At 61.4% G+C, this 17,691-nt stretch carries 16 protein-coding genes; 3 read left to right on the top strand and 13 right to left on the bottom strand.

Going from position 1 to position 17,691, the window contains the following annotated elements; all coding sequences use genetic code 11:
* Both JNL55_RS33595 and JNL55_RS33590 read left to right on the top strand, forming a co-directional pair.
* Positions 1–933 (top strand): glutamine synthetase family protein (locus JNL55_RS33595; protein WP_415923215.1); only part of this gene is annotated, 933 nt, incomplete at its 5' end.
* Between the two features lie 9 nt (positions 934–942).
* Entirely contained in the window at positions 943–1,854 is a 912-nt protein-coding gene (locus tag JNL55_RS33590; RefSeq protein ID WP_293865140.1) for a LysR family transcriptional regulator, read from the top strand.
* A gap of 3 nt (positions 1,855–1,857) precedes the next feature.
* Here the strand turns inward: JNL55_RS33590 and JNL55_RS33585 are convergent, their stop codons facing one another.
* Entirely contained in the window at positions 1,858–2,766 is a 909-nt protein-coding gene (locus tag JNL55_RS33585; protein ID WP_293865138.1) for a DMT family transporter, read from the bottom strand.
* A gap of 87 nt (positions 2,767–2,853) precedes the next feature.
* Between JNL55_RS33585 and pip the strand changes: the two genes are divergently transcribed.
* Positions 2,854–3,930: a prolyl aminopeptidase gene (gene pip / locus JNL55_RS33580; RefSeq protein WP_293865136.1), complete on the top strand. Its 1,077-nt coding sequence runs from the start codon at positions 2,854–2,856 to the stop codon at positions 3,928–3,930.
* Here the strand turns inward: pip and JNL55_RS33575 are convergent, their stop codons facing one another.
* The 12 genes from JNL55_RS33575 to JNL55_RS33520 form a co-directional block, all read right to left on the bottom strand.
* Entirely contained in the window at positions 3,931–4,419 is a 489-nt protein-coding gene (locus tag JNL55_RS33575) for a hypothetical protein (protein ID WP_293865134.1), read from the bottom strand. It lies immediately after the preceding gene.
* Between the two features lie 15 nt (positions 4,420–4,434).
* Complete coding sequence (gene lptE, locus JNL55_RS33570; protein WP_293865132.1) at positions 4,435–4,962, bottom strand: LPS assembly lipoprotein LptE; 528 nt, start codon at positions 4,960–4,962, stop codon at positions 4,435–4,437.
* Positions 4,963–5,034: 72 nt separating this feature from the next.
* Complete coding sequence (locus tag JNL55_RS33565; RefSeq protein WP_293865129.1) at positions 5,035–6,120, bottom strand: response regulator; 1,086 nt, start codon at positions 6,118–6,120, stop codon at positions 5,035–5,037.
* Positions 6,121–6,205: 85 nt separating this feature from the next.
* Positions 6,206–6,976, bottom strand: a complete 771-nt coding sequence (locus JNL55_RS33560) for a class II aldolase/adducin family protein (RefSeq protein ID WP_293865126.1) — start codon at positions 6,974–6,976, stop codon at positions 6,206–6,208.
* A gap of 95 nt (positions 6,977–7,071) precedes the next feature.
* Positions 7,072–9,672: a leucine--tRNA ligase gene (gene leuS / locus JNL55_RS33555; RefSeq protein ID WP_293865123.1), complete on the bottom strand. Its 2,601-nt coding sequence runs from the start codon at positions 9,670–9,672 to the stop codon at positions 7,072–7,074.
* 89 nt (positions 9,673–9,761) lie between these two features.
* The gene (locus JNL55_RS33550) at positions 9,762–11,492 is read right to left on the bottom strand and encodes a response regulator (protein ID WP_293865120.1); all 1,731 of its coding nucleotides are present in this window, start codon (positions 11,490–11,492) and stop codon (positions 9,762–9,764) included.
* A 156-nt stretch (positions 11,493–11,648) separates the two neighbouring features.
* Positions 11,649–13,379, bottom strand: coding sequence for a methyl-accepting chemotaxis protein (locus JNL55_RS33545; protein ID WP_293865117.1), 1,731 nt, complete (start codon positions 13,377–13,379; stop codon positions 11,649–11,651).
* Between the two features lie 199 nt (positions 13,380–13,578).
* On the bottom strand, positions 13,579–14,478 hold the full coding sequence (locus JNL55_RS33540; protein WP_293865114.1) for an HDOD domain-containing protein: 900 nt from the start codon (positions 14,476–14,478) through the stop codon (positions 13,579–13,581).
* 117 nt (positions 14,479–14,595) lie between these two features.
* The gene (locus tag JNL55_RS33535) at positions 14,596–15,705 is read right to left on the bottom strand and encodes a protein-glutamate methylesterase/protein-glutamine glutaminase (protein WP_293865111.1); all 1,110 of its coding nucleotides are present in this window, start codon (positions 15,703–15,705) and stop codon (positions 14,596–14,598) included.
* Positions 15,706–15,719: 14 nt separating this feature from the next.
* Positions 15,720–16,352, bottom strand: a complete 633-nt coding sequence (locus JNL55_RS33530) for a chemoreceptor glutamine deamidase CheD (RefSeq protein ID WP_293865108.1) — start codon at positions 16,350–16,352, stop codon at positions 15,720–15,722.
* The gene (locus JNL55_RS33525) at positions 16,345–17,217 is read right to left on the bottom strand and encodes a CheR family methyltransferase (protein WP_293865105.1); all 873 of its coding nucleotides are present in this window, start codon (positions 17,215–17,217) and stop codon (positions 16,345–16,347) included. Before JNL55_RS33525 ends, JNL55_RS33530 begins: the two co-directional genes overlap by 8 nt.
* Before the next feature lie 75 nt (positions 17,218–17,292).
* Positions 17,293–17,691: chemotaxis protein CheW (locus tag JNL55_RS33520; protein ID WP_293865103.1), on the bottom strand; the 399-nt coding region annotated here is incomplete at its 5' end.

Raw genomic sequence — 17,691 nt, 5'->3', positions numbered from 1 at the left:
TTCTATTTGGTGGCGAGAGACGCGCAAGGACGACTCGTGCCTGCACCGGGGCTGTTATCGCAACGGCCGCCGCAACGACTCGACTCATATGGGCTCACCAAGCTGCAAGACATGGCGCCGTTGTTCGACGACATCTACGCCGGCGCGCGTGCTCAAGGCTTGCCGTTGCGAACGCTGATGTCGGAGTACGCGCCTGGCCAATATGAAATCACCCTGCTCCATCGCAACGACGCGATGCGCGCCATCGACGACGCCATCCTGTTCAAACGCCTGATTCGCGCCACGGCTTTGAAACATGGACTCACCGCCTGCTTCATGGCGAAACCGTTTGCCGAACAGGCGGGCAGTGGCATGCACGTGCACGTCAGCGTGCAGGATCGAGACGGCAACAATCTGTTTGCCGCCGACGATCCCGCCGGCAGCCCGCTACTACGCCAGGCCATTGGCGGACTCCAGCAATCCATGGCGGAGAGCATGCTGATCTTCGCGCCGAACGCGAATTCATATCGCCGCTTCCGGCGTCAGAGCTATGCACCGATGGCACCGACCTGGGGCATCAACAATCGTTCGGTCAGCTTGCGCGTGCCGGCCGGCGCTCCGCCAAGTCGGCATGTGGAGCATCGGGTCAGCGGTGCCGATGCGAATCCGTATCTGGTCGCGGCCACGGTGCTCGCCGGCGTGCACGCGGGAATTTCCGCCGAGCTCGATCCCGGCCCGCCCATCACCGGCAATGGCTACGAAAGCGGCATCGCCGCCTCACTGCCCCGAGATTGGTTGGGCGCCATCCGTGCCGCCGAGTCCTCCGCGTTCCTGCGTGAAGCGCTGGGCGAGCAGTTCCTGAAGGCTTTTGTGGCGATCAAGACGCAGGAGTGGGACAAGTACCACGCACTGGTGCCGGCGACAGATCACGACTGGTACCTCGATAGCGTATAAACTGCGCCGATGCGTTTCGACCTGACCGACCTGAAACTGTTCCTGCACGTCGTCGAAGCCGGCAGCATTACCGCCGGCGCGGAACGCATGCACCTGGCGGTCGCCGCCGCCAGCACTCGAATCCGCAATATGGAGATCGAGCTGGGCACGCCGCTGCTGAATCGCGAACGCCAGGGCGTCCACCCGACGCCGGCGGGTCGCACGCTGGTTCATCATGCCCGCCAGATGCTGCAACAGGCGGAGCGCATGCGAGCCGAGCTCGGCGAGTACGCCGATGGGTTGAAAGGCCACGTGCGGCTGCTTTCCAATACCAATGCATTGACCGAGTTCCTGCCCGAACCGCTCAGTAATTTTCTGACATCGCATCCCCAGGTGAACATCGACCTGGAAGAACGCTTGAGCGATGAGATCGTCGCGGCAGTGGCCGACGGCAAAGCCGACATCGGCATCGTCGCCGGCACCGAGGACGTGACCGGGCTGGAAGTGTTTCCGTTCCGCGTCGATCGTTTCGTGCTGGTGACGTCGCCGAATCATCCGCTGGCCAGCTCCAAGAAAATTGCTTTCGTGGATGCTTTGGACAGCGACTTCGTCGGCCTGGATCGCGCCAGCTCGCTACAACGATTCTTATCCGAGAAAGCCGAGCGCATCGGGCGCCGCTTGAAACTGCGCGTGCAGCTCCGCAGCTTCGACGCCGTTTGTCGCATGGTCGAAGGCAATGTCGGCGTCGGCGTGGTGCCTGAAACTACCGCCGCACGCGCCATGCGAGCCATGCAATTGCACGTGATCGAGTTGAGCGACGAATGGGCGCTGCGTAATTTGATGATCTGCGTGCGCAGCCTGCGAGACCTGCCGATCTATGCGCAGGATCTGGTCAAGTCGCTGGCGCAGCCGCTCGATATGGAAATGTGGGTCGCGAGCTGAAGCTCACGCAGTCACGGCAGTCTCTCGTTCTGAGCGACTGGTAATCCACACGCCGAACATCACCACCACGCCGCCAACGATGGCGCGCGTCGACAACGGTTCGCCGAGCATGATCACGCCGGTGAGCACGCCGACGATGGGAATCAAATTGGTATAGACGCCCACCTCGCTCGCATCCAAGTGACGCAGCGACCCGTTGTACAACACATAAGCCAGGCCCGACGCGATCACCCCGAGATACAGCATCTCCAGCCAGCCCACCAGCGGCAACATCGGCAAACCCTCGCCTGCCAGGCTGGCCATCACGATTTCGTAGCTGGCCATGGGCAATAGCAACAACGCACCCGTGCCGGTCACCGCCACGCTGATGACTATCGGATCGAAGCCGGCAACGCGTTTCGCCAGCGCGGTGTACACGGCCCAGAACACCACCGAAGCAAACATCAGGAAGTTGCCCAGCCAGGCCGACTCGCCGCCGTCCGCAGTACTGCCGGAGAACACGATGAGCACACCGCCCACCGACATCGCGATACCTAACCAGCGCAGCGGGGAAGCTCGTTCACGCAGCCACAAGACAGCGACCAATGCCGTCATGGCGGGGATGGAGGATTGGACCAACGCACCCTGCGACGCCGAGACGTGCACCATCGCTACATTGAACACGAAGTAGTAGAGCGCCACGCCGATCAGGCCCATCAGCCAGAGCGTTCCCCACGGCAACCGCTCCTCACGACGATGACGTTTCCATGCCATCGGCAGCAGTACCAGCGTGCCGAGCGCCACGCGTACGAAAGCCACTGTCAACGGCGGCCACAGCGCGACCAGTTCCTTGGTCACCATGAAAGTACTGCCCCACACCAGCATGGTGAGCAGCAACAACAGCGTCGAACGGGTATGAGTGGCGACCGGCATCCGGCCATTGTCGCACGCCGCCACCCTTCCCTATCGGCTCGGTTCGGTCGAGAATCCGCACCTTCCCAAGTTCATCGGCTGGAATTCATGGCTACCAAGAAGCGCAAGACCACTCGTCGCAAAGCCGCCCGCCCTGCCGCCGCTGGCAAACAACGCAGCCACGCGCGTCATGCCGTACTGGCCAAACGCAAGCGTCCGGCCAAAGCCGTCGGCGGCCTGCGCACGTTGTACCCGTCAATCAAGCCGTACAAGAGCGGCATGCTCCGCGTCTCGGACAAACACGAGATCTATTACGAGGAATGCGGCAATCCCAAGGGCAAGCCGGCCGTGTTCGTCCATGGCGGCCCCGGCGCCGGTTGTGACAATCGGGCGCGCAGCTTCTTCGATCCCGATGCCTATCGAATCATCCTGTTCGACCAGCGCGGCTGCGGCCGGAGCAAGCCGCACGCCAGCCTCGAGGACAACACCACCTGGCACCTGGTCGAGGACATGGAAAAGCTGCGCAAGCACCTGAGCATCGACAAGTGGCTGGTGTTCGGCGGCTCGTGGGGCTCCACCCTGGGCCTGGCCTATTCGCAAACCCATCCCGAGCGAGTCAGCGAAATCGTGCTCCGGGGCATTTTCACGCTGTCCCAGTTCGAGCTGCGCTGGTTTTATTTCGAAGGCGGCGCCAGCGCGCTGTTCCCGGATCATTGGAAAAACTATGTGGCCGCCATTCCGCCGGCCGAGCGTGGCGACATGATCAAGGCGTTCTACAAACGCCTCACCAGCGACGATCGCAAGGTTCGCGTGGCCGCCGCGCGTGCCTGGTCGATCTGGGAAGCAGCGACCAGTTATCTACACGTCAACGAAGAGAATCTGCTCAAGTGGAACGAGGAAGACTTCGCGGTCGCGGTGGCGCGTATCGAATGTCATTACTTCGTCAACGGCGGCTTTCTGGAACACGAGGATCAGTTGATCCGCAACGTCGATAAGATCCGAAACATTCCGGCGGTGATCGTGCAGGGCCGTTATGACGTGGTGTGCCCGATGCAGACCGCGTGGAAATTGCATGAAGCCTGGCCCGAAGCGGCCTTTCATGTAGTGGCCGACGCCGGCCACTCGGCGTTCGAAGCAGGCAATACCCATCAACTGATTGCGGCGACGGATCGTTTCCGAGACTAGTTATCGAGTGCGCCAGGTCGGCCGCGTCTCGTCATCGATGAGACCGCGGCCGATCAGCCAGGCTCGCGCATCGGTGGCGTCTTGTTCGAACCAGGCGCGCGCCGAACCCAGTCGAAACGTGTATCCCCACGCGTCCATGTCCTGACACATGCGCTCTCGACCCACGCCGGGCAGTTCGCCAGCCAGCAGGATCTGTAAATAACAAACGCCGTTTTCTTCGTCGTAGTCGCCGCCGGCATCGGTGTTCAACTGGTCGCGACGCTCGTCGTTCATACAAATGAAGTGGCCAGCTTCGTGTAACAACGAATGCAGCGGCGTGTCGGGCCGCCAATACAGGCTCGAGCCGATCAGGCCGGCTTCGCTATCGCCCCAATACGAACCGGGGATGACTTCATCGGCGCCGAGCGCCACGGTCTGCAGCCCATAGCGGCTCAACAGATCGGCGACCACGCCGGCGCCGACCTCGGTGACTTTCAATACCTGACTCATCGATCCGGCGTGCGATCAGAGCGACGCCAGGCGACGCACCACCAAGCCGGCCAGATCGCGTGCCAGCGCTTCGCGCAGGATCGACTGTTCCTTCTGCTTGGCAAGCACGGCGGTTTCGTCGTAGCTGTAGTCGCGGGTCAGTTCGAGTTTCTGCGGCGAGATCAGCTCTTCGGTGCGCCCTTGCACCGAGTATTCGATGGAATAGAACACTTCATATTCCTCGGGCGTGTTGCGGCCGGACACGGTCAGCACTCGCTGGCCGCTCTCGTCTTTGATGATGCGCACCGTGGCCGTGGCCTCTTCGGGGCTATTGGCCAAACGCGCTCCGGAAGCCCGCAGGGTGTCGCGCAACGCCCGGTTGAAGTCGGTGTAGCGATCGTCGGTTTCGACATAAGTCGTGGCCATCACCGACGACAGCTTGGTGGAGCCCTGCAGCCGCCAGCCGCAGCCGCTCAGCGACGTGGCCAGCACAGCGGCCAGTACCAACCAACGGCCCAAACAGCGAGCATGGGTCAACGGGGCAAAAGCAACGGATCGGGTCACTGACAGCACCCTTGGGGGAGCGAACGGGCCGCAATGTTCGCGGGCCCGGCCGCTTGGGTCAATGTCGTAGGGTCAGCGGACCGCCGTAAAGGGCTGCGTGGCGCGCATCGCCGCCGGGCTTTTCAGCACGCATTCGCTATCCACCACGTAACCGTGACGGCAAACGATGCCGGCATGGCTGGCGACACTGCGCTGAACGGCGGCCAGCTGCTCAGGGCCAGAGTGGCCCGGGCAATTCCGGCAATGCTCGGCGACCGCGATCATTTCGGCCGCTTCCACTGGTGCGCTGTCGTTGCCGTCGCGCTCCAACGCTGCCACGCCGTAGCTGAATGCCAGGGGTACGGACACGCTACTGGCATAGCGAGTCAGCGAGGCCCGCATCCGCTCCTTGACCAGCGGCACTTCAGCGATGCCGGCCTCGGGCAGCACGACTGCGAACACCGCCCCGGCCGGGGTTTCCATGCGCGCGATCCAGTCCACATGGGCGCGCACTGTCGCATCGATGGCTTGAACCACGCACTTGAGCGTAATCGCATCGGGCACGCAGTCGTTGGCGGGCTCGCCTTCGACTCGCACTCCGACGGTGAGGATCGCCAACTGTCGTCCATAACGCTGGCCGCGACGGATCTCAGACAGCAAACGACTCTGCAATTCATTATGTGAGAACGCGCCCGACTGAGCATCGATGCTCACCGACTGCTCCATCACCGCTTCCTGCGCTTCACGCAGCGAGCGCCGCAATGCCAACGTGTTGAAGGCGGCATAGATGCGCGCGAACAGCTCGGGGTCGGAGACTTTCTTGGTGAGGTAGTCGTCGACGCCGGCGACATAGCCCTGCTCGAAGTCAGTGCTCGCGTCGCGCATGGTCAGCATGATGACGTAAGTATCTTCGGCGCCGCGTGCACGCAGCGTCTGCGTCAGCGCCAGGCCATCCATCACTGGCATGTGCCAATCGGTAATCACCAGTGGGAACCACTGACGATCGAGCACCTCCAGCGCGTCTTGACCGTTGCACGCATGCTGGACTTCAAACCCTGCGGCCGTCAGCCGCCTGGTAATCAACTCGCGCTCTTGCTCGTCGTCATCGACGACCAGAATCCGCGACGGCAACGCACGCGTCAGCACCGACAGCCGCGTTGCCATGACACCCGCTTTCATCCGCATCTCTTAACAACCGTACAAAATTTGCACTGTGCGTTGCTTTATCATTCACAGGTGCGACAGGCAACCACGGTTTGTACAGTTACTCCCGATAACTGGGATCGAGTCGATCCATTTTGCGTAATAGCGCCGGCCAGACCAAGCCAGTGCCGGCACCGCGCAGTACCTGTTTCATGTATTCCGGAACGGTGTCGAGCACCGCTTGGGGAATTGTAAGCAATTGTGTACCGCCGGCCTGCGCCGTCACTTGGATCTCACAAGCACGCTGCAAGCTATACATCGCCACGAAGGCATCGGAGATGGTGCGGCCGACGGTCAACAGACCGTGGTTACGTAAGATCATGTGTCGCGTGTTGCCCAGATGCGCTTGCAAGCGAGCCTTCTCTTCGTGATTGAGCGCGATGCCTTCGTACTCGTGATACGACAGGCTGAGCGTGATGAAGGTCGATTGTTGTGAGATCGCCAGCAGGCCCTGCTGTTGAGCGGAAACTGCAATGCCGGCCGTGGTGTGGAGATGTAATACACAGCCGGCGTCGTCACGCACCTCGTGAATCGCGCTGTGAATGGTGTAGCCGGCGGGATTGATTTCGTAGGGACTGGGCAATGTTTTATTGCCGGCCAGATCGACGCGCACCAGGTTGGACGCAGTGACTTCCTCGAACATCAAGCCGTACGGATTGATCAGGAAATCGTGAGTCCCCGGCACGCGCGCCGAGATGTGCGTGAACACCAGATCGTCCCAGCCGAAGTGGGCGATCAGACGATAACAGGCGGCCAGATCGACTCGGGTCGCCCATTCCTCGGCCGACACTTGCTCACGCACGTCGGCGACGGTTTGCTCTGCAGCTGCCATGTCCGGCCCCCCTGGGCATCAAATCGAATGCCCAGAGGCTACCGCCGCGGCTGCAAGCCGCACAAGTCGCTGCGGCTTCTCGCTCGGCCTTTGGGTCAAACCACGACGTTGACCAGCTTGCCTTTGACCACGATCACTTTGCGCACCGGCTTGCCGTCGATCCATTTCTGGACCATGGCGTCGGCCAGCGCCGCCTCGCGGATCCGGTCTTCGGTGGCGTTCGCCTCCACCGTGATCTGACTACGTAATTTGCCGTTTACTTGTATTACGACCTCGATCGAGTCGCGCACCAGCGCCGTCGGGTCCGGCTGCGGCCACGGATGATCGATCAAAGCATCGGTATGGCCGAGCGCCTGCCACAGCACGTGGCCGGCATGCGGCACGATGGGTGACAACACCTGCACCACGAACTCCAGCGCTTCCTGGCGCACGGCACGGCCTTGCGGTGTCTGATCTTCGAACTTGGACAAGGTGTTCATGAATTCCATCACCGCCGCGATGGCAGTGTTGAACACACGGCGACGACCCAGGTCGTCTGTCACCTTTTGTAACGTGCTATGCGCGGCACGACGCACGTTACGTTGCTCGTCGGTCAAGTCACCGGCAACCTTCGAACTCACCAAACCCGCTGTCACATGCTCGTTCACCATGCGCCACAAACGACGCATGAAACGGGACGCACCTTCGACGCCGTCGTCCGACCACTCGAGCGTGTCTTCCGGCGGCGCTTTGAACATCATGAACAGGCGCACGCTATCGGCGCCGTACTGTTCCACCAGCTTGGTGGGATCGACACCATTGTTCTTGGACTTGGACATGGTGCGCATGCCTTCCCACTCGACCGGCTTGCCGTCCGAGTTGAGAATCGAACCGGTGCGCGCGCCCTTGGCGTCGACCTGCACCGTCACATCCACCGGATTGAAATATTCGATGGCACCTTCGCCGCTACGACGCGAATAAATATCGTTGAGCACCATGCCCTGGGTCAGCAGATTCTGGAACGGCTCCTTGACCTTGACCAAGCCCATGTCGTGCATCACGCGCGTCCAGAAACGTGCGTACAACAAATGCAGAATCGCGTGCTCGATGCCACCGATGTATTGATTCACCGGCGACCAATAGTTGGCGCGCTCATCGACCATGGCGTTGTCGTTCTTCGCCGAAGCGAATCGCAGGAAGTACCACGACGAGTCGACGAACGTATCCATCGTGTCCGTCTCGCGCCGCGCCGGGCCGCCGCACTTGGGGCATTTGCAATCGAGAAACGACGGCGTCTTGTTGAGCGGATTACCGCTGCCGTCCGGCACCAAGCCTTCGGGCAACACCACCGGCAGATCCTGTTCCGGCACCGGCACCACTTCGCACTTGGGGCAGTGAATCAACGGAATCGGGCAGCCCCAATAACGCTGGCGTGAAATACCCCAATCGCGCAGGCGCCACTGCACATGTTTGTCGCCGTAGCCCTTGCCTTTGAGATCCGCCGCGATGGCGTCGATGGCCTGCTTGTAGTCGAGGCCGTCGTACTTGCCGGACTGAATCAGCGTGCCGTACTCGCCGTACCAGGCCTGCCATTCCTTATCGGTGAACGCCGGCTCGGCGCCAGCCACTCCGATGACTTGTTTGATCGGCAGGTTGTATTTCAACGCGAACGCGAAGTCGCGCTCGTCGTGTGCGGGCACACCCATCACGGCGCCTTCGCCGTAAGTCATGAGCACATAGTTACCCACCCACACCGGCACTCGTTCGCCGGTAATCGGATGCTTGACGAACAAGCCGGTCGGCATGCCCTTCTTTTCCATCTGCGCGATTTCGGCTTCCTGCTCGGTGCCGAGTTTGCATTCTTCGATGAAGCTGGTGAGCTCGGGATTGTTACGAGCTGCGTGGGTCGCGAGCGGATGCTCGGCCGCGACCGCCACGAACGTCACACCCATGATGGTGTCGGCACGCGTGGTGAACACGCTGAGCAAACGCTGTTCGCCTTCCAACTCGTACGGGAAGCTCAGGCGCACGCCTTCGCTACGACCGATCCAGTTCGCCTGCATGGCACGCACACGCTCGGGCCAGCCCGGCATGTCGTTGAGTGCATCGAGCAGGTCCGGCGCGTAGTCAGTGATGCGCAGGTAGTACATCGGGATTTCACGTTTCTCGACCAGCGCACCGGTGCGCCAGCCGCGGCCATCGATCACCTGCTCGTTGGCGAGCACGGTCTGGTCGATGGGATCCCAATTCACTACGCCGGTCTTGCGATAGGCGATGCCCTTTTCCAGCATCTTCAAGAACAGCCACTGATTCCAGCGGTAGTACTCGGGCTGGCAGGTGGCCAGTTCACGGTCCCAATCCAGCGCAAAGCCCAGCGACTGCAGCTGGCGCTTCATGTAGGCGATGTTCTCGTAGGTCCACTTGGCCGGCGGCACGCCGTTCTTCATGGCCGCGTTCTCGGCCGGCAGACCGAAGGCATCCCACCCCATGGGCTGCAACACGTTGTGGCCCTGCATGCGCAGGAAGCGGGTGATTACGTCACCGATGGTGTAGTTGCGCACATGGCCCATGTGCAGCCGACCGCTCGGGTACGGGAACATGCACAGGCAGTAGTAGCTGGGGCGGCTCGGATCTTCCTTGACGGCAAAGGCCTTGCGCTCGGTCCAAAAAGCCTGCGCCTGCGCCTCCACGGCGGAAGGTTCGTATTGGGACTGCATGAGTTGGGGTGAGGCCTGGACGGCCCTGGGCTGTGGAAAGCCGCGAAGGATACCAGAGCCCGTGCCCTAGCCAGGGGGTGGGTCCCCGGTTAATCCATATCCCGCAAAGTAAACCGAAATTCAGCGCCGCGGCCCGGGCTGGCCTCGGCCCAAATCGTGCCGCCATGGCGCTCGACAATGCGGCTGACGGTGGCAAGCCCAATGCCCGTGCCCTCGAACTCATCCTGCCGGTGCAACCGCTGGAACACGCCGAACAGCTTCCGGGCATAGCGCATGTCGAACCCCACGCCATTGTCCCGCACGAAAATGTAGCGCTCGCCAGGATGAGCCGTCGTGCCATTGTCGCCGACGGCGACCACGCCAGTGCCGACCTCAATGAGGGGCTTGGCCCGGGGCCGGGAATACTTCACCGCGTTGCCGATCAGATTGGCGAACACCTGTTGCATCAACTCGGGATCGCAACTCACCGCAGGCAGCGGGTTCAAGTGCCATTCGATCTCTCGCCCGGGCGTTTCCTGACTGAGCCGCTCGACTGCATGTTTCACCATGCCATCCAGAGTGCACGGCTCGCGACGCATCTCCACATGGCTGACTCGCGACAATGCCAGCAAGCCATCGATCAGCGCACTCATCTCGCGAGCGCCGCGCTGAATCTGTTCCATATGACTGCCCGGCTCGCGCGAGCCCGGCGGACCCTTGTGCTCACGAAGCATCTGTACGTGGGCATGAATCAAACGCAGCGGCGCACGCAAGTCATGCGCCACCGAATAAGAAAACGCTTCCAGCTCACGATTGGCAATCTCGAGTTCGGCCGTGCGTTCGGCGACCCGCTTTTCCAAATCCTGATTCAAGCGCCGGATTTCACTTTCCATTTCGGCGCGCCGATCGATCTCATCCTGTAGCGCCTGGTGTTGAAGCGCGTTTTCATAAGCCACCGCAACCTGCGCCGCGATGGCGCGTGCCACCGCCAGATCTTCTTCGGTAAAGCCGGGCAGCCCGATACGATTCAACACACACAGAAAACCATATGTCTTGGTGACCGAAGCAATCGGCACGCCCAGCATGGAAACAAAATCGCCCTGCTGGACCGTGCTGGCATCGACACTGGATTCGTCGGCCGACATGGGATACAGCGCCGAGCCGCCGCTTTCCAACGACCGCAACAGATCGCGATACATGCGCGAGCTCAGCAAACGTTCCATTTCATCGGCCGACAAGCCGCTGGAAACAGTGTTCTGGCGCGAGCCATCGCCAGTGGCAATCACCAACTGCGCCACTTGTGCCAGCAAAATATCTCGAGCCGCATCGCAAGTGGATTCCAGAATCACGGCCGAATCGGTCTGACCGAACAAGCGCCGGCTGAAAGTGATCAAGGCACTCAAACGTTCCTGAGCCGGGCCATAAAAATAAGTTTCGGCAGATGCTTGCGGGGCGCTCGCCGGCTTGGTCGCCAACGCCGCGTTGACGGTTTCCCGGACGGTTTCCAGGTCGTAAGGTTTGGATAAAGTGCTACGCACGCCGAGCGAGCGGGCCATCTCGCGCACTTCGCGTTCGTGATAGGACGCCGAACAAAAAATCACCGGCGTGCCCGACATGCTTTCATCCTGACGCAGCTTGCGGACCAGTTCATAACCGTCCATGCGCGGCATCACGATGTCAGTAATCAACAGATCCGGATGTTCGGTACGCAACAGGTGCAGCGCTTCGATACCGTCCGCGGCTTGCAGCACGTCGTAATCGCCATCCGCCAGCGACAGCAACAGCAGCTCGCGAGCCTCTGCGTCGTCTTCCGCGACCAGTATTTTTCCGCCCTTTGCCACGTCCGGATTCCGTCGGCCGACCTGTTCGAAACGACCCATTGAAAAATATAACCGCCACACGCTGGCGATACTCGTGAGGGAACGCAATCAGTACGTTTCACTGCACAACAGCGTTCCTAATCGATTCCTCCCATACGCGGATAGGGCAATCCCTGATCAGAACTCTTGCCACGCACTATCGTCGCCGCTGGCCTTGGCCAAGGGCACCGAACTGGCCGCTGCAACAGGACGCGCCACCGGCTTGGCCACCGGCCGCTTCAGCGCCGGCTTGGCAAACGAACGCACCGTGGCGCTCGGTTTGACTGACGCCACGCTACGGGGATACGCCGCCGGCGCCGAGCTGTTTGCCGTGCGGAAGAAGGAAATCTCGGTCACCAACTGCTGAGCCTGCTGCTCCATGGATTTGGCCGCCGAAGCCGCCTCTTCCACCAACGCCGCGTTCTGCTGGGTGGTGTCGTCCATCTGGGTCACGGCATTGTTCACCTGGTCGATGCCCTGCGCCTGCTCTTCGCTGGCGGCGGCGATCTCAGCCACGATGTCACTGACCTTCTTGACGCTTTCCATGATTTCGCCGAGCACCTTGCCGGACTCGTCGACCAGCGCGCTGCCGCTGTGAACCTTTTCCACCGAGTCGCCGATCAGATCTTTGATCTCTTTGGCGGCGGTGGCACTACGCTGCGCGAGGCTGCGCACTTCGGATGCCACAACAGCGAAACCGCGGCCCTGTTCGCCGGCCCGTGCCGCTTCCACCGCGGCGTTCAACGCCAACAGATTGGTCTGGAACGCGATCTCGTCGATGACACTGATGATGTCGGCGATCTTGCGGCTGGAGTTGTTGATCTCCTCCATCGCACTCACGGCACGCGACACCACTTCGCCGCCACGTTCGGCCTGACCGCGAGCACCGCTGGCCAGCTGATTGGCCTGGCGCGCGTTATCGGCGTTTTGTTTCACCGTCGCCGTCATCTCTTCCATGCTCGACGCGGTTTCTTCCAGCGCCGACGCTTGTTCCTGAGTCCGCTGCGACAGATCGTCGTTGCCCTTGGAGAGCTGCGACGCTGCGCCGCCGACCGCATCGGAAGCAGTACGCACGCTGCCGACGATTTCGTGGAGCTTTTCATCCATGCGCTTGAGCGCACCCAGCAACACGCCGAACTCATCGCGACGCGAAGCATCGATCTGATGACCGAGATGACCGTCAGCGATTTTCTCGGCGACATTCATCGCAGTGCCAAGACCGGACATGATGGCGCGCATCAGGAACGTCGCGAAGGCTGCGGTCAGCAACAACGCAAGCACCATGGCACCGATGCTGATTGCACGGCTGGTGCTGAATTCGCCCTGCGCCGCTTTCAACGCCTCTTCGGCGCGCTTCATTTGATGCGAATAGGCGACCTCGAGCGCGTCGTTCAACACGTCGAAGGCCGGATCCAACTTCTCGACGATCAACTTGCCGGCCAGCGCATCGTCATTGGCAGCGATGGCCGCGTCGATCTGGCTGATCGACTGTTCCAAGCCGTGGTGCGCCTCCTGGACTTTGGCGAACTTCGCGCGGCCTTCCGGTGTGACCTGAGTTTCGCCGAACTTCGCCAGCAACTCGGTGGCTGCCGCAGCGGTCTCGGTGCGCAGCACCTTGAACTTGGCAATGGCGGCCGGATCGTCGGCCAGCACGGTGAGCGAAATCAATGCCTGGCGATCCAGCTCTTTGGCTTTGAGCTCGCCCAGATTGCCCACGCCGACCACGCGGCGGTTGTACATATCGTCCAGATCGTCGACCACGCCGTTCATGCCGTACAGGCCCAGGCCGCCGACCACCAGCATCGAAGTCACCAGCACCAGCAAAGTCGCGACGATACGCGTCCGAATACTTAAAGACCCAAAGTTCATACGAAGCTACCGATGAGTATTCCCAGGCGCTATATCGACAGGGAGGTCGCGTAATGAACTGTTAGGGCTGCGATTCAGGGCTCGCCTGACTCGGCTCCAGGGTGGGCGCGCACCGCTGCACCAAAAGAAGACGCCCGCGCGTCCGGTGGGACGAGCGGGCGTGCCGAAGATGAAACAAAGTTTAGTTAGTCGCCTTGGCTCAATCGCCGAGGGCGGTACGCAGCGCGCTGATCTCTTCCGCGCAACCGCGCATCACGTGCACGCACTTCTCGTTGTCGAGACCCAGGCGCCAGAACGATTTCACGCCTTGCATGTTGAGTTCGAGATCCGCTTCGTGGCCGAAGAAGCCGGACATCATCACCGCCACGGTGAGTACGTCGGTGACATCACGCTCATCGTTGACGCGCTCGATGTTTTCATGTTCGCCGATGGCTTCGGAAATGTGTTCCGGGAAGCCCCAGTTCTCGACGATGGCCTTGCCGACGTTGGCGTGCCAGTCACGCAGCACATGACTGAGCGCTTCGGGATCCTGGAACAAGGGATGTTTTTGGGCACGGGCCAAGATATAGATCTTGCCGACGTTGTGGAGCAAACCGGCGAGCATGGCTTCGTCGGCGTTCATCCCGGTGCGCGAAGCAACCGCATAGGCCAAGGCCGCCACCGTGGTGGCTTCCTGCCAATTCGCTTCGAGCTCCTTGGAAATATGTTTCAGCTCGCTGGCCTTGCGCAGCTGCGCGATGGCGAACGACACGGCAGCGGTACGCACGTTGTTGTGACCGATGCGATTCACCGCGGTCTTCAAGTCCGACACCGAGCGGCCGCTGCGATTCAACGCGGCTGAATTGGCCAGCGTGAACACACGAGCCGCCAGCCCCGCCTCCGAGCCGACCACGCGAGCGATCTGTTCGTTGGAGACGTGCTCGTCCGCGAGCACTTTGCGCACGCGCACGGCCACGTCCGGAAAGGATGGTAATTCGACCTTGCCGCCGGAAACTTCGGCGGCCAGCGCGGCCACGAAAGCAAAGGCAGAGGCGTTGTCGGAGGCAGCACTCATCTGAGCCTGTTGGGCGGCCTGGTAAGCGTTATGGGGGGTGCTCATGGTCGCGGTATCGGCAGCCTTACGGAAGTCTGTAGAAACTCTACCGTGACGCCGATTTGACAATCTGCGGTGCCGTTGGCATTTCCGGACGACACCTCAGAAATATCTGTCAACGAATCAACCGTGCGCCAGCTTGCCGTTGGGATGATCCGCCGTCAGATGCAGCACTTCGCCGGCCACGCGATGTAATGGCAACACGTGCTGAGCGGCGCCGAGTTTGAAGGCCGCGCCCGGCATGCCCCAGACCACGCTGGTGGCTTCGTCCTGAGCAATGGTCGGCGCACCAGCTTCGAGCATCTCTTTCAAGCCACGCGCGCCGTCGTCACCCATGCCGGTAAGAATCACGCCCACCGCGTTGGGACCGACGTTCTGAGCTACGGAACGGAACATCACGTCGACGCTGGGCCGATGGCGATTGACGTGCGGGCCGCTGCTCAGACGACAGCGGTAGCGCGCACCGTCGCGCTCCACCAGCAAATGCTGGTCGCCGGGCGCGATGTAAACGTGACCGGGCAGAATGTATTGACCGTCGCTGGCCTCGCACACCGACATCGGCGAGCAGCGATTCATACGCTCGGCGAACGGTTTGCTGAAAGCGGCGGGAATGTGTTGAGAGATCACCACCGCCGGCGCATCTGGCGGCAGCGCCTCGAGCACTTCGCGAATGGCTTCGGTGCCGCCGGTGGAAGCACCGATGGCAATGATTCGATCGGTAGTGCGTAACACGCGCTTGCCGCTGGTCGCCGGCAACACGGCATCGGCGCTGTGGCGCTTTTCAGGATGCAACGCGCTTACCGCCGGTTTTGGCGAGGAGACACGTGCATTCACGCGTGCGCCGGCCGCCATTTTGACTTTGGCGATCAACTCTTCGGCGTAGTCGGCCAACGAACCGGCCACGTCGACTTTCGGCTTGGTGACGAAGTCGATGGCACCGAGTTCGAGCGCGCGCAACGTGACATCGGCGCCCTTCTGAGTCAGCGACGACACCATCACCACCGGCATCGGCCGCAGGCGCATCAAGTTTTCCAGGAACGTAATGCCGTCCATACGCGGCATTTCCACGTCGAGCGTAATCACGTCCGGATTGAGCTGCTTGATGCGTTCGCGCGCAGCGTACGGATCGGTGGCAGTGCCGACGATCTCGATCTCGCGATCCTTGCTGAGCATTTCGCTCAACAGTTTTCGCACCAGAGCCGAGTCGTCGACGATCAGCAGTTTGATGGTCATGGCACTGGACCCACTCAGAACAAGTCGATCTCGCCGGCCACTGGCGTCTTCTCCAGGCCCTTGAGGAATTGCTGTTCTTGCGAAGCCACGTCCCTGGTATGGCTCGACGTCAGATGCCGCACGCGTACTCGACCCGTCAATGGGAAGTACTGCACGTGCCGAGGGCAAGTATCACCCACGTCTTCAGAGGTCACTCGCAAACCTTCCTGCTTCAAGAACTCGCGCACGAAAGTCACGTTGTGATCGCCGACATCGGTCAACGTTTTCAACACGCGACCGCCGCCGAAAATTTTCACTTCCAGGTCGGCGCGCGTGCCGCCAGCCTTGAGAATACGGTTGATGAGCTGTTCCATCGAAGCGCTGCCGTAACGGGTGGCGCGGCCGGCCGCGCCGGTCTCCCACGTGTCATGACCGTTGCCGGCCGGACGCGGCAGCATGAAATGATTCATCCCGCCGATGCCGAGCTTGGAGTTGCGGATACAAGCCGACACGCACGAGCCGAGCACCGTGTCGAGCACTTCGTCGTGAGTGGTCACGTAGAAATCGCCCGGCAGCAGCTTGGCAATCACCTGGCCCTGCGGATTGGTGTAGCGACGGATGCTTTCGAACCCGGGCAACACCTTGGCCAAGGTTGGTTTCTCAACCATTGGCGCCTCCGTTGCGGCGGTAGATGGTCTTGCCGACCAGCTTGAAGGGCGCACTGCCTGCATGAATGGATTCCGAGTGGCCGATACACAGGTAACCGCCCGGCGCCAGCATTTCACTGAAACGGTTCACCAGTTTCTCGCGCGTCGGTTGGTCGAAATAAATCATCACATTGCGACAGAAGATCACGTCGAAGGGGCCTTTCATCGGCCACGCATGCAGCAGGTTGAGCGTGCGGAACGTGATCATGGATTTCAAGTCGTGCTTAGCGACGGCGCAGCCTTCATGCTCGCCGCTGCCTTTCTGGAAGCTGCGTTTGAGGCGCTCCGGCGACACGCTCGACATGCGGTCCAACGGATAGATGCCCGAGGTGGCGGCAGCGACTACGTCGCTGTCGATGTCGGTGGCCAGAATCTTGAAGTCATAGCGCGGCGAGGACGGCAACACTTCGCCGGCCACCATCGCGATACAGTGCGGCTCTTCACCAGTCGAGCAACCCGCCGACCAGATGCGCACCCGGCGCGAGCCGCTGTTGCGCTTCATCGCTTCGGGCAGCATGTACGAGGCCAACGCCTCGAAGTGATGGTTCTCGCGAAAGAACGACGTGACGTTGGTGGTGATCGCGTTGATCAGTCCGACCAGCTCTTCGGGACCGGCGTCGCGCAGGTAATTGCAATACGATTCGTAGCTCGGCAGCCCGAGCTCGCGCAGGCGCCGTGCCAGCCGCCCCTGCACCAGCTGACGCTTGTTGGGGCCGAGCACGATGCCGGCATTCTCGCCGACCACGTGACGAATGAAGTCGAACTCGGCGTCGCCGAGCTGAGGTCCATAATGCGCGGAGTCGGAGTTCGAAACGGAAGCTGACACTGAATTCGGCATGATGGACTTTTTTCGAGTGTGACCAACGGCTCCGCGGGCGAGCCGTCACTCACATTTCATCGGTTAGGCAGCAGGACTCAGCGCCACTCCCGTGACGTCTGCGCCGATCAGTTGATCGATGTCGAGCAGCATCACCATGCGCCCCGACACCGCAGCCAAACCTTCGATGAACTCAGTACTGACGTGCTCGCCGAATTCCGGCGCCGGCTTCACGTCGTTGGCGGCCACATCGATCACGTCCGAGACGCCATCGACGACCACGCCGAAATCGCGACGACCACCGGCCGATTCCACCGACAGCACGATGATGACGGTGAGCGGGGTGTATTCGGCACGCTGCAAGTTGAAACGCATGCGCAGGTCCACGATCGGCACGATCGAACCACGCAGGTTCAGCACGCCGAGCACATGGCTGGGCGCCTGCGGAATGCGCGTGACCGGAGAATAGCCACGTATTTCCTG

The organism is Steroidobacter sp. (assembly GCF_016790065.1).
In the GTDB taxonomy this organism is placed as follows: Bacteria; Pseudomonadota; Gammaproteobacteria; order Steroidobacterales; family Steroidobacteraceae; genus Steroidobacter.
The sequence above is the reverse complement of the archived record's forward strand: the minus strand, read 5'-3'. Positions and strand labels throughout refer to the sequence as shown.